Origin of the sequence: Actinomyces sp. oral taxon 448 str. F0400 (assembly GCF_000220835.1) — a bacterium.
Lineage (GTDB): Bacteria > Actinomycetota > Actinomycetes > Actinomycetales > Actinomycetaceae > Actinomyces.
On the sequence record NZ_GL985606.1, the window covers coordinates 2,588,706 to 2,601,595 of the forward strand.

The following is a 12,890-nucleotide window of genomic DNA, read 5'->3' on the forward strand; positions in this document are numbered from 1 at the left end:
TAGGCTCTGCCCCCGTGTGGTCCTCTCTCATCCCGGTCCTCCTCGCGGCGACAGCGCTGCTGTTCATCCCGGGCGCTCTCCTCGCCGCCGCCGCAGGGCTGCGGGTGCCCCTCATCGTCGGGCTGGCGCCAGCGCTCTCCGTGGCCGTCATCGCCGGGACCGGGGTCGTCGCGCCCATGCTCGGAATCTCCTGGGGCCCCGTCCCGATCGCGGCGGCGGTCGTGCTCCTGGCCGGCGCGGCCCTGGCGGCCAGACTCCTGGCCGCCAGACGGCACCCCGAGGACGGCGGACCGTGGGCACGGCCCCGGCTCCAGCCCGCCGCCATCGCCGCCTGGTGCATCTCATGGCCCCTGTCCGCCGTCCTGACCGCGCTGACCATTGGACGCATCCTGAACACGCCCGACGCGATCTCGCAGACCTTCGACGCGGTCTTCCACCTCAACGCCGTCGAATGGATCCTGCGGACGGGCAACGCCTCCTCCCTGCACTTCCTCTTGGAGGCCCCGAGCGGAAGCGTCTACCCGGTCGGGTGGCACACACTGGTCGCCCTGGTCATGAGGGTGTGCGGGGCGAGCGACGTGCCCGCGGCCGTCAATGCGACGGTGTTCGCCGCAGGCGGTCTCGTATGGACCTCCGGCTGCCTGACGCTGGCCCATGTCCTGTTCCGTGCCCGCCCCCTCGCCCTGCTGACGGCCGCCGCCCTGGCCGGCGGCTTCGTCGCCTTCCCCTTCAACCTCCTGTCCTGGGGCGTCCTCTACTCCAACTACCTCGCCATCTGCCTGCTCCCCTCACTGCTGGCCGCAGCCCGCGAACTGGTGCCGTCCGGCGCCGGCGGCCGGCGGACCGGTCTGCTCCTGCCCGCCGGAATCATCGCCGCGGGAGGTGCCGGGCTGGCCCAGCCGAACGCCGTCGTCACCCTGCTGATCGCCCTCGTCATCCTGAGCGCGGGAAGACTCATCGCAACCGTGCGCACTCCGCCCGACGAGCGCCCCGTAAACGCCGTCCGCCGATGCGGTCTCACCACGGGCGGGATGCTCCTCGTCTTCGTCATCACGTGGTTCGCCATGCGGCCGCCCCGCGGAGCCGCCACCTGGGGCCCGAGCTATGCGACCAGCGGCGCCGTCGGCGAGGCCGTGACCAGCACGCCCGTGCAATTCTCCGTCATCTGGGTGCCGGCCCTCCTGGCCCTCCTCGGCTTCGTCGTCGCCCTGCGCGTCGCCCGGTACAGATGGTTGGCGGTGCTTCATCTGAGCACGTGCGCCCTCTACGTCGTGGCCCGGTCCACCCCGACGGGCGACCTGCGTCACTTCCTGACCGGTATCTGGTACACCGACGCCAGCCGCCTGGCCGCCCTGCTCCCGCTGACGGGGGTGCCGCTGGCCGTGCTCGGCGCGGAGGCGATCGCCCGATGGGGGCGCGAGCGCCTCACTTCGATCGATCGTCTCCGCGCCTCCTCGCAGCAGCCGTGGGCGCGGTGGGCCGCCTACCCCGTCATCGTCCTCATCCTGGCCCTGACCGGACCGCTGTCAGGAGCGATGTCGGCCTGCGTCAAACCCATGGAGCGGGCCTATCTGATCGCCGCCGACTCCCCGTCGCTCACGCCCGACGAGCGCGCCCTGATCGACGAGCTGCCGTCCCTGATCGGCGACGACGCGGTAGTGGCCGTCGACCCCGCATCCGGTGCGGCGCTCGCCTACGCGCTCTCCGGCACCGACACGACCATCAAGCACCTCTTCCACCGCGACGACACCGACCTCGACATCGTCCAGGCCAAGCTCAACCGGGCGGAGACGGACCCGGCGGTCTGCCCGGCGCTGGCCGACCTCGGCGCCGACTACGCGCTCTACTTCCCGGGCAAATCGATCTCCGATGTGAGGCCCTACCCCGGATTCGCCTCCCTGAATACCGCCCCCGGCTTCGAGCTCGTCGCCAACCAGGGGCGGGCGGCCCTCTACCGCATCACCGCCTGCGGGTAGGTCCCGCGGCCCGAGGCCGAGCGGGCACCGGCCTATCGGACGTCGGCCTCAGCGCGTGCGCTTAAGCAGGGCTCTCTGGGCGGTGCGGTAGGCGGTCCGCCGGACGCCGGTCGGCACCAGGCGGTAGCCGGCCCGCACCGCGATGTTGCGCACGTACTGGGCGGTCGTGGTGATGCCGGCGCGGTGCATCCTGGCCTGCAGCTCCAGTTCACTGTGCAGCAGGCGTCCGCCCCCGCGTCTGGCGTACGCCCCGGCGCCCACCCGGTAGCGCACAAGGACGTCCGGCACATTGGTGGCGCGCACGCCGTCGCGAATCATACGGGCGAACAGCCAGTAGTCCTCCATGAGGTCGAGGGGCTCGTACCCGCCGGCCGCTCGAACGGCCGACGCCCGGTAGACGACCGACGGGTGGTTGAACGGGTCGCGCAGGGTCATGGCACGGCGGATCCGCTCGGGGTCGGCCGGCTGACGGCGCACGACGCCGCCGGTGTCGGTCTCCTCGGAGAATTCCCGGATGGCCGAACCGATCAGATCGTACCCGGCCGCGAGGAGCGGCAGCTGGGTGGCGAAGCGCTCGGGCACGGAGATGTCGTCCGCGTCCTGGCGGGCGACCACCTCGTGGGCCACGTGCTCCAACCCGGCATCCAGGGCGAGGGCCAGCCCGGCGTTCTCGGCCAGCTCGAGCACCCGCACGGGCACTCCCCCGCTCAGCTCGCCCCGGCGGGCCGCGGCGAGGACATCATCCAGTTCACCGGGCACGGGCCCGTCCCGCACGATGAGGACCTCGTCGGGGGGCAGGGTCTGCTCGACGGTGACCGAGGCCAGGGAGCGGCGCAGGAAGTCGGCGCGATCACCCCGGTAGACGGGCAGCAGCACGCTGAACGGCGGCGCTGGCGTCCCCGCCGGATCCGCTGTCGCCGGCGAGGGCGGACCCGGCGACGGCGACGTCGGTCCCGCCGAGGCTCTCGCAGCCGCCTCGACGGCGGCGACGTCGTCCTGGACGGGCGTGCCCAGGAAGATCGTCATATTGTCGGCCGGACGCGCCAGACCCTCGCGCAGGCCCTCCCGGCCCGCCCGCCACAGGGTGGCGCGGTCCGCCGAGCTCGCGGCCGCGCGCAGCCATCGGCGGGCCGTGGCCGCCTCGTAGGCGGCCCGCTCGATGGGCCCGAGCCCCTCGCAGTCGCGGAAGGTCCAGATCTTGTTGCGCACCTCGAAGCGGAACCGCTCCCCCGGGTCGGCGTCCGAGGAGCCCAGCGCCCTGGTGAGGTGGCGGACCACCGAGTCCGGTACGTACAGGCCGATGCGGCCCCGCAGGATCCGGGAGGTGTACTCGAAGTCGTCGTTCCACAGGAAGTAGGAGGCGCGCGGCAGACCGACCTCGCGTACGGCGCGCGCGTCGATCAGGATCGACACGAAGGAGGCGGTGCGGATCTGACGGGCACCAGCCAGCGCCGCATGCCGGTGCAGCAGCGCCGGCAGTCCGGGCCGGGTGCGCGGACGGTTCATGGGATGCTCGGTGCCATCGGCCCACACGGCCCGGGAGGCGAGCAGCGCCGGGCTGCCCGGGTAGGCCACTGCGGCCCCGACGAGCGCTTCCAGGGCGGTGGCGGTGGGGATGGTGTCGTCGTCCATGAGCCAGATCCACTCCGCCTGAGGGAAGCGGGTCAGGGCGCGGGCGATGCCGGCGGCGAATCCGCCGGCGCCACCGGTGTTGACCGGCAGGGAGACGACGTGGGCCCCCAGCGGATGACCCGCGGCGACTCGGGCGGAGGCGTCGGTGGACGCGTTGTCGACCACCACCGTGCCGGCCGGCGGGGCGGTCTGCCCGGCCAGGCCGTCCAGGCATCGGCGCAGCAGTTCCTGGCGGTTGTAGGCGACGACGACGGCGACGACGTTCGTACGGCTCACTGGGATCCTTCCGTGGACTGAGCTCAAGTGTGCCCCATCCGGGGCGCGGACCGCCGGTGGCCGAGCCGCGTCAGCTCCCGCACGCGGTGATCCGCCACAGGGAGGCCGTGCCCGTGGAGGCCACCGGCTCCATGCCGTCAGTGGGCCAGTCGGCCACGAGCCGATCCCAACGCACGGGCGCCTGCCGCTCCTCCCACACGGTTCCAGCGCGGTCGACCCGCAGGTAGTACTCGGCTCCGACCTCGTCCAGCAGTTCGCAGGTCGTTGAGCCCGGACGCAGATCGGGTGCCCGCTCGGCGAGCAGGTCGGCGGCCGACCCGGTCGTCGGGTCCGATCGCAGCGGGTAGACGACGTCGACGCCCCCGAGCGAGAGCAGGTAGCTCGCGCCCCGGGAGGGGGCTCCCACGACCACCGCGTCCTCGGGGAGCCGATCGCCCAGGCTCGCGTAGAAATCAGCCTCCTCGGGGGTGACGAGCGTGCCGTAGGCGATCCGGTCGGCGTCGTGGACCGATCTCACCAGATCCGCTTGCAACGGCAGGCGCCCGACGGCGGCAGCGCACACGAGCGCGGTGAGAACGGCGAGCGTCCTGCGCCCGGGCCGCACACGCAGCAGATGATCGAGCCCCGTGGCGGCCAGCACGAGGGCGGGGACGATCAGGAGCGGCTGCACGCGCGCCTTCTGCAGGTACCACGGGCCGCCGAGCTGACGCCCCCACCACTGCGGCCCGCCGACGACCACGACGAGGCACAGGGCCAGCGCCGCCGCCGCCAGCCACGGGCGGGCCCGCGGAACGCGCGCCGCCGCCACCACGGCCAGCGCGCACACCACGACGCCGACGGGCAGCCCGTGAGAGGCGAGCGGCCCGTACTGCGGCAGGTCGAGCAGCGCCTGCCCCAAGGTTCCCGGAAGGCTCCCACCGGGACGGTCGTAGCCGAGAACCCCGGCCAGGGCCTCGCGCATGATCCACGCCCCGGCCAGGACGACGACGGCGACCGCTGTCAGAGAGGCGAGCGCAGTCCTCCGACGTCGCCCCCCCGCGCGCACCGCACGCGCGATAAGGACGGCGGCCAGCGGCACGAGGAGCACCATGAGGTTGAAGGCCTCCGCCCCGTGGGCCAGAACAGCCCCGCCCGCGGCGCCGACGAGCAGCAGGGTTCCGGCGAGCGGGCCGGGGGCCGAGGCCGTCCGTTCCCGTTCGCCGTCGTCGGCGGTGTCAGTGGCGTCAGTGGCGCCGGCGGGCAGGGCCCGAAGCAGACGCAGGGCCAGGACGAGGACGCCGGGGAGGCAGGTCACACTCAGGGCGTAGGGCCACACGGCCAGCGTGCCCAGCAGCACTGTCGGAACGCCGACCGTGGCGGCGCTGAGAACCGTTCCCAGGGCGGCCGCGGTACGGCGGCGGGGGTCGGGGCGGGAGGGCTCACCGCCGTCGAGGGTCTCGACGAGCAGGCCGGCGACGCCGAGCGGCCAGGCCAGAGCGCCGACGACCAGCACCATCGCGTTCGAGGCGAGGGCCGCTCCGGCGGGCAGCAGCGCAACCGTCCCGTGCCACACGGTCGGGTAGTAGACCGGCGTCCCCTGATAGAGCGCCGCCACGCCCCCGAGGCTGGAGGCGTTCCCCCCCTGGCGAATGGCCTGGACGGCGTTGAGGTGGAAGACGATGTCGAAGGCCTGGGCCGGGGCGGACATCGAGCCCGTGCCGGCCAGCATCCCGGCGGCCAGGAGGAGGCAGGCCGTCGCCGCCCCGGCGAGCACGCGCAGGTCGATGCGCCTGGTGCCGGGCCGCTGCCTGACGCCGGGCCGATCCCCGCGGCGCAGACTGCGGGCGACGGCGAGCACGCAGGCGGCCGCGGCGGTCGAGGTCGCGGCAACGGCCCATCCCCAGGGGACCCAGGCCCGCCCGACGGCCGCGGCAATGAGCTCCGCGGTGCCGATGACGGCGCAGCTCAGCGGCACCGCGGCGCTCACCGCGCCCCAGCCGCGCACGCCCCCCACTCGGGCCAGAAGCAGCCCGGGGGCGAACAGGAGGGCGGCGGCGAGGAGGAGGTCGGCGACGATGTGAATCACCGGACCTCGCGGACGACATGGTGCGGCGCCCCGGCTCGTGGGACCCGGCCGGCGGCTCGGCGTCCGTCGGGGGGCGCCCCGGTGCCGGACCGGTCCGTCGGGGCCGGCGCATGAGGATCGGGGTCGGCTCGCACGGCGACGGCCTCCATGCGCATGCAGGCTCCTTCCGCCACGGCCGACTCAGGAGGTCATCGTATGTCACCGGTGCGTCGGGCGGGCCGCACGCCGGGCCTCAGCAGTCGATGAGGTCGGTCTGGATCTTCTTGGTCTGCACGGCCCCGTTGGCGAGGTCGTAGTAGCGCACGGCCGTCTTGACGAACATCTCCTCGTCATCGAGCGGCAGCAGGTACCACACGCCCACGCGCCAGTAACGGGACAGGCGGTCGCGCAACGGCTCATCGATGGCGCTGCGCACGGAGACTTTGTACATGTCCGCGCGCAGCTCGGAGTTGCGGAACCCGGCGACCTCCCCGAGAAGGGCGGAGGTGTCGTGGACGGTGTAGACGAAGCCGCAGTCGAAGAATCCGGTCGCGTACCCGCCCATATGCAGGCCGGGGAAGGCCCCGTGGACGTGGACGACGTCGGGCCGTCTGCCCGTAGCGCGCAGATAGGCGCGCAGGGCCGCCTGAGTGCGACGGCGGATGAGGGCGCGCGAGCCGGGCATGCCGCCCACGCGGAAGGTCGGGGCGTTGCCCTCCACGACCGTAACGCCGTCCTCCTGACGGGTGGAGAGCCTGTCACGGCGCGTGGTGAAGGGCACCGGCCGCAGGATGATGGCACCGACCTCGTGACCGGCGTGCCGCAGCATGGCGGCGAGCTCGGGAAGGGGACGGCCGGAGCCGCCGATGGAGGGTTCGGGCCAGCCGGACGAGAGGAAGAGGATGTGCATGGGTGGCTCCCGACGTCGTCACTAGTGCAGGACGGGGCGCGTCACCCCGTTCGTGGATATTGTCGCACTCGGAGCGGGCGCCGCACGGGACGTCGGCGCCCCGGCCGGCCCGCCGACGTCCTATCCGGCTACCCGGTCATCCGGCGGACCAGTCGAAGAACATATCCTCCGGCGGTTCCATGTACGGAAGCGGATCCCCCCGCCGATTGACGTCCTCCTCGCTCGTGGCACCGGCGAAGGGGCCGTCCGGGTCCATGAGAACGGCCATGTGCGGGTCGGCATGATCACGGAACCACACACTCATACCGGTATCCGGGTCGAGCCGCAGGCTCTCCCACGCCCGCCATATGCTGTCCAGACGCAGCACGGCCTCGTCATACAGCCACCACCGCCCCGCCCACACCCGGTTCCGCCCATCAATACGACGCCGGTAGGCGAAACGCAGGTAGTCGCGCAGGAACTCATTGACATTGGCGAAATGCGGTCCGACGAGCCTGACACCGCCAGCGCCCTCCCGTGCCTCGGCCTCGTCGAGCCCGCCGCCGGCGACCTCGGTGCTGCTGAAGTCCTCCGGGCCGCCGAATCCGGCCGAACCGCTCGAGCCTCCTACGATCCCATCCGCATCGTGGACGGAGCCGCTGCTGTCATCCGCGGCCCTCTCGCCCATGCCCTTGTCATCCATGAGTCCGTTGCTCATCTCTTCCTCTCACTCAGAGCCGCCTGCGCGACGACCAGATCGTCGTGCGCACCGCGGATCGTCTCCGCGGCGCCCGGGTCGTGCGCCTTGATGGAGGCCTCCACCTCGGTGGCGTGCGGCCCACTCATCCACGGAACGGTTCGGATCAGAGTGGGCCGCGACCCGGATCCCATGACCACGGCGCGGCCCCGGGGTAGAGCCGCCAGGTCGGCGACATCGAGGATGCGCTCGCGCTGAAGCTGCCTGGAGACGGACCGGTGACCGCGCCCGTCACGGGAGGTGGACGAGGACAGCCGGTCGTAGTCGCCGATCATGCGGGATATGTCCTCCAGGAACGCCGCCTCGGAGACGCCCCCGCCGTAGACGCGCACATTGGAGGCGCTCCACAGCTTCTTCATGCCGGATTCCCCCCACACCTCGACGCCCTGAGACCAGGACTGGAGAATGGTCATCAGCACGATCCCCCGCGAGCCGTAGTGGCTGTAGAGGTTGGGCAGCTCGCGCCACCGGCACACATTGGCCGCCTCGTCGAGCACCCCGAGCAGAGGCGTCGGCAGGCGGCCTCCGGGGGAGCGCGCGGCGAGATCCTCGGCGGCTTCGACGACGGCGACCGTCAGGGCGGTCACCAGCGGGCCGGCAGTGCCCCGCCCCTCCTTGGACAGACTGTAGAGGGTGCCCCCGGGCACCTGGACGAAGGCCTCCGGACGCAGCTGGGGGCGGGGGTCCGCGGCGCCCTGGGGCGTCACCCAGTCGACGATCTGACGGTTGATCAGGCACGAGGCCATCTGCTGGGCCGTGCCGAACACGCCGCCGCGCTGCTTATCGGGGGCGGAGACGACGCCGGCCACCTGGTCGGCGATCAGGGGGAAGCCGCCGTCGCGCAGAATATCGACCGCGGTCTCGTCGGTGGGTCGGGTCAGCCAGGTGTAGACGTCCGTGATCGGCCGGCGGTCCACGGCGGCGGCCAGCAGTAACCCGGCCAGCAGGTCCTGGCCGGCGGGGTCGAAGTAGGCGTCGGTACGAGCGCCCGGATCGCGCGAGCCGGAGGCGAAGTGCTCGGCGAGCTTGGCGGCCCTGACCTCGTCGGTGACGTAGGACAGCGGGTTCCACCACCAGCTCGCCCTCTCCATGGCGATGCCCTGAGGGTCGAAGACCCATACCTGACCGGCTCGAGCGCGCGGGTCGCGGGTGGCGTCGACGATGTCGCGCTTGTTGGAGGTGACCAGAACCGATCCGGGGGCGTCCAGGACGGCGGGAATCGCCCGGCTCGTGGTCTTCCCGGTCCGCGGCCCCCAGATGTCGGTGTGCATGTCCTCCCACGACCCGTACAGCGGCTGGTCGCCGGCGACGGTGCGCCCGATCGGCACGCCGGGCGAGTCCACGCCCATCCGCTGGGCCTTGGCGGAGGCCGCTGTGCGGCCGAGGTCGACGACCTCGCCGCCGCGGCCCAGGTAGGAGGCCCTGACGTCGACGCGCGAGCGCCGCGCCCGGCGCCATCGCACGGCCATGACGACCAGCCCGATCAATGCCGCCATGAGCGCCACGGCGAGACCCAGCCCCACCCAGCCGGGAGCGCCCGGCCAGGGCAGGCTCCCACTTATGAGACCGAACAGCACCGCGAAGGGGTTGGCCGGAACGCTCACGCCGTCGTCGGCGATCGCGTGGCCCACGTGCATGGCGACGTAGACGGGCGCGCCCACGACGATCACCAGCCCGATGACCAGCCACAGGAGGATCAGCTCCTCGCTGACGCCCCCCGGATCGCGACGACGGTTGCTGGCCGACGTGCTCATCTGCTCTCCTCCTCCGACGCCCCGCCGATGCGGGACCTCTGATGCCACAGGCGGTTGGTGTCGTTGACGGCGAGCTCGGCCTCGGTCAGCTGGACGGAGACGGGGATGCCCGGCCGCCCCCCGACCTTGACCAGGAACTTGCCGCGTCCGGGCGGCTCCGCCTCGCGCCCGGTCGCCGGGTCCCAGGCCGGCGGGTCCTGCCACCCGATGAGGAGCTGCTGCTCGGCGCGGGAGAGGGGGACGGCGGAGGTCAGCTGGGGCATCTCGGCGCTGGGCAGGCCTCCGCAGATCACCATGCCCGAGCGCTCCACGAAGCCGCGGGCCTTCATCCGGTCCTCCTCGCCGGCCAGGGCGAGCAGGTCGCTCATGGTGTGCGAGATCATCGCCATGCCGGTGCCGCGCTGACGGTTGAGGCGGGTGAGCGCGTCGATCCTGTCCACCATGCCGTGGCCCGCGCGCAGAGCGCGCCAGAGCTCGTCGAGGACGACGAAGTAGTGCCGGCGCGCCTCCAGGCCGGCGTCGGCCAGCGCGTTGGCGACGTTGATGGTCCCGAATCCATTGGACCAGCAGGCCAGCAGAACCGCCGCCTGAAGGTCCATCTCGGAGTCATCGATGGAGGAGACGTCGTAGACCACGGGGGCGTCGCGGCGCATCGGGTTGGTCGTCGGCCGGGAGAAGGTCTCCCCGAGCCGACCGCCTTGAGTCAGTCCGATGAGCGAGGCCTCCAGCTCCTCGGTGATGACCCGGTAGCGCTCTGCGTTCCCGCGGTCCAGGGCGACGGCGCGCACCTGCGCCGGACCCTCGTGGATGATGGCCAGCAGGTCTCCCAGGACGGGTACCTTCCCCTGAGGGGTGAAGCGCTCGTCGAGCACCTTCAGGGCGCGGTCGAGGATGGTCTCCTCGCGGTCGGTGGGCGGCGACGAGCGCAGGATCGTCAGGAGGGCCGAGACCATGGTGAGTCTGCGCCCGTGGGCGTCGGCGAGGACCTCCACGGCCCTGCGGTCATCGCCCGCCCGGCGCAGCTTCTCGGCCGCCATGACGGCCTCGCCCGGGTCGAGGATGTTGAGGTAGCCGCGACCGCGCCCCAGAGTGATGACCTGTCCCCCGAGCGCTTCGATGAGATCGACGTAGTCCGGCTTGAGGTCGCCGAGCACCAGCGGCATCACTCCGTAGCCGGTCAGGCCCAGGGCCATGCGCCGCACGCAGGTGGACTTGCCCAGGCCCGGTTTGCCCAGGACGAAGCAGGAGGGGTTGGAGATCAGCTTGGCCCGCTGGAACCAGCTGATCGGGTCGCAGCACAGGGTGGCGCTGGTCTGAATGTGCCGGCCCAGCGGCACCCCGACCATGGGGGTGCCGGTGCCGACCGCGAAAGGCCACAGCCCGCACACCTGGACGGTCGTGCCGCGCCATTCCCCCGGGGCCTGGATGTAGGTGGACGAGCCCCGCCCGGGCCCCAGCCAGCCCCGTGCGGGCGGCCGCCTGGGACGGATGGGCTGGGACTCGTCCCGTTCCTCGCGCCCGCCGCTCCCCCGGGCGCGTGAGCGCCGGGCTCTCCCCTTCTTCTTCGCGTTCTTCTTCGCGCCTCCGCGCGTCGAGGGCGAGTCGGGGAGGGAGGGGCGGGGGGCCGACGACGGGGAGTGGCTCGTATCCTCCCGCGTCCCGTCCCGTCCGCCCGGTACGCGCTTGTTGCGCAGCAGCATCAGAACTTCTCCCTGAATTCGGAGGGCACGCGCAGGTGCTTGGACATGTTGAGGCCCAGGGGCAGCGCCGCGGCGAAGGCGCTGTCCTGGGAGCCGTAAACGGTGCGCAGCCGCAAGCGGGCCGTGGCCGCCAGGTTGTCGACGGCGGCGCGCGCGTCCGCGGCCTGAGCCGGATCCATGACCGTGGCCGTCACCAGCATCCCGAACTGCACCAGGCCCGCTCCGGTGGCCTCCTCGTTGGCGGTCGCCGAGGCGGCGCGCACGGCCAGGGTGTCGCGAGCGGCGGGCTTGTTGGAGGAGGTCATGCGGAATTCGGCGGCGCGCAAGTCCGCCTCGACGATGGCCGCGGCACGGGCGGCGTCGATGGGCCGGTACAGCAGGGAGACGCGCTTACGGGCGATCTCCTGGTGCGGGGTCAGCAGGCGGGCCAGGATCCCGGACTGGACGGTGCCGCGCGGGGCCTCGGTCATCTCCCAGGTGACCGAGTAGCCCGAGTCGTGCCGGTAGCTGTCCCAGGCGGCCTCCGCGGACACGGGGCCCACATCGGGCCACGTCAGCTCCACGTGCTGCCCGAGCGAGTGGGCCTCGTCGATGAGCACGGCGGAGGCGGGGTCGTAGGCCACGCGCACGACCTCGCACAGGTCCTGGGCGGTCAGCGGGTGGGCGGCCCCGGCGCCGGTGGCCTGGAGCGCGGCCGTCAGACCGGGCAGGCGAGTGGCCAGCTCGTGCCCCATCTCCTCGGCCTGACGCTTCTTGGAGCCCTTGCGGTTGGCCGCACCGAAGGTGATGGCCACATAGGCCTTGACCGTCGAGGAGCCGGACGGGTAGGCGTCGACGACCTGTTCGAGCATGGCCTGGGCGAACGCGGGCGCGTCCGGATCCAGGTTGTGCATCACCTCGCGGTGCAGTCGGGTACCGGTGTCGGGCGCCGTCTCGATGGTGACCGAGGCGGATTCGATACCGGGCTCGTCCCCGAGGTTGGCCAACCAGTGCCCCCAGTCGGCCACCCAGGCGTCGATCTGTTCCTCATCCACCAGTGCGGCGCCGTCGGGCTCCGTCCCGATGACCACCGAGTAGGAGCTGGTCGCCGGGGTGTACAGCATGCCGAATAGGCGCCCGTAGGAGTCCTCGTGCTCGCTCAACCGGGTGGACGCCGCCAGTCCGGGGAGTTGGAAGGTGCCCCACAGCGAGCGGCCGAGCGGCCCGGAGCGGTAGACGTTGGTGCGCTGCGAGCGCGCCCACCACCATGCGCCTCGGGCACTGGCCCGGCTGACCACATTCCTGCCGTGCCGATCCTTGGAGAGGACCGCGACCATGAGCACGGCGAGCACAGCGGCGAGGACGACCGCCTTGAGCAGGCCGCCGATGAGAGCGGTGAGAACCACCACGACCAGCCCCACGAGGAGCAGGGCGGTGCCGATGGTGCCCAGTCCGAGGATGCCCGCCGAGGTCGGCTTGCGCCAGTTCCCATAGGTCCGGGGCTCCTGGATCTCAGTTGCCGCCACTGGGACCACCCCCCTGGGTCATGGGAGCCCTGGCGCCGCCGGGATGGGCCCCGCTGGGGACCCTCGGCTCCTGCCTGTGCGAGGGCGAACCGCCTCCCCCTCCGGCGGCGCCGGACCCAGATCCTCCTGCGGCGGCCCCGCCGGAGGGACCGGAGCCGGAGGGCAGGGAGGGGCTCGATCCCGACTGCGAGCCGCCGGCGCCCTGCGCGGACTCTCCGGTGGCGGCCTCGGCCACGTGACGTGCGCCGGAGGCGACGGCCTTGCCCGCTTTAATGCCCGCTACCGCGGCGAGACCGATCGGACCCGCGGCCGCACCGGCCCCCGCGGCACCCGCTCCCGCTCCGGCACCGCCGGCCC

The 12,890-nt window shown here is 72.6% G+C and carries 9 protein-coding genes; 1 reads left to right on the forward strand and 8 read right to left on the reverse strand.

Translation table 11 applies throughout. The annotated features are described in order from the left end of the window. Positions 1 to 14: 14 nt before the first annotated feature. Positions 15 to 1,976, forward strand: a complete 1,962-nt coding sequence (locus HMPREF9062_RS10910) for a DUF6541 family protein (protein ID WP_009750205.1) — start codon at positions 15 to 17, stop codon at positions 1,974 to 1,976. Positions 1,977 to 2,024: 48 nt separating this feature from the next. On the opposite strand, the gene HMPREF9062_RS10915 is transcribed toward HMPREF9062_RS10910, so the two are convergent. The 8 genes from HMPREF9062_RS10915 to HMPREF9062_RS13280 all read right to left on the reverse strand — a co-directional run. After that, complete coding sequence (locus tag HMPREF9062_RS10915) at positions 2,025 to 3,884, reverse strand: glycosyltransferase (protein WP_009750206.1); 1,860 nt, start codon at positions 3,882 to 3,884, stop codon at positions 2,025 to 2,027. Positions 3,885 to 3,954: 70 nt separating this feature from the next. Then, a complete protein-coding gene (locus HMPREF9062_RS10920) occupies positions 3,955 to 5,949 on the reverse strand; it encodes a DUF6541 family protein (protein ID WP_009750207.1) in 1,995 nt (664 codons plus the stop codon). Positions 5,950 to 6,181: 232 nt separating this feature from the next. Continuing rightward, the gene (locus tag HMPREF9062_RS10925) at positions 6,182 to 6,838 is read right to left on the reverse strand and encodes a glycosyltransferase (RefSeq protein ID WP_009750209.1); all 657 of its coding nucleotides are present in this window, start codon (positions 6,836 to 6,838) and stop codon (positions 6,182 to 6,184) included. Between the two features lie 136 nt (positions 6,839 to 6,974). Then, complete coding sequence (locus tag HMPREF9062_RS12675; RefSeq protein WP_009750210.1) at positions 6,975 to 7,535, reverse strand: DUF4913 domain-containing protein; 561 nt, start codon at positions 7,533 to 7,535, stop codon at positions 6,975 to 6,977. Then, entirely contained in the window at positions 7,532 to 9,328 is a 1,797-nt protein-coding gene (locus HMPREF9062_RS10940) for a type IV secretory system conjugative DNA transfer family protein (protein ID WP_009750211.1), read from the reverse strand. Before HMPREF9062_RS10940 ends, HMPREF9062_RS12675 begins: the two co-directional genes overlap by 4 nt. After that, positions 9,325 to 11,028 carry an ATP/GTP-binding protein gene (locus HMPREF9062_RS10945; RefSeq protein ID WP_009750212.1) on the reverse strand — a complete coding sequence of 568 codons (1,704 nt, stop codon included), beginning with the start codon at positions 11,026 to 11,028 and terminating at the stop codon, positions 9,325 to 9,327. The genes HMPREF9062_RS10940 and HMPREF9062_RS10945 overlap by 4 nt, the downstream gene beginning before the upstream one ends. Then, complete coding sequence (locus tag HMPREF9062_RS10950; protein ID WP_009750213.1) at positions 11,028 to 12,533, reverse strand: SCO6880 family protein; 1,506 nt, start codon at positions 12,531 to 12,533, stop codon at positions 11,028 to 11,030. Before HMPREF9062_RS10950 ends, HMPREF9062_RS10945 begins: the two co-directional genes overlap by 1 nt. Beyond that, on the reverse strand, positions 12,520 to 12,890 hold a 371-nt coding region (locus HMPREF9062_RS13280; protein ID WP_441293811.1), incomplete at its 5' end, for a hypothetical protein. The genes HMPREF9062_RS13280 and HMPREF9062_RS10950, both read right to left, overlap by 14 nt.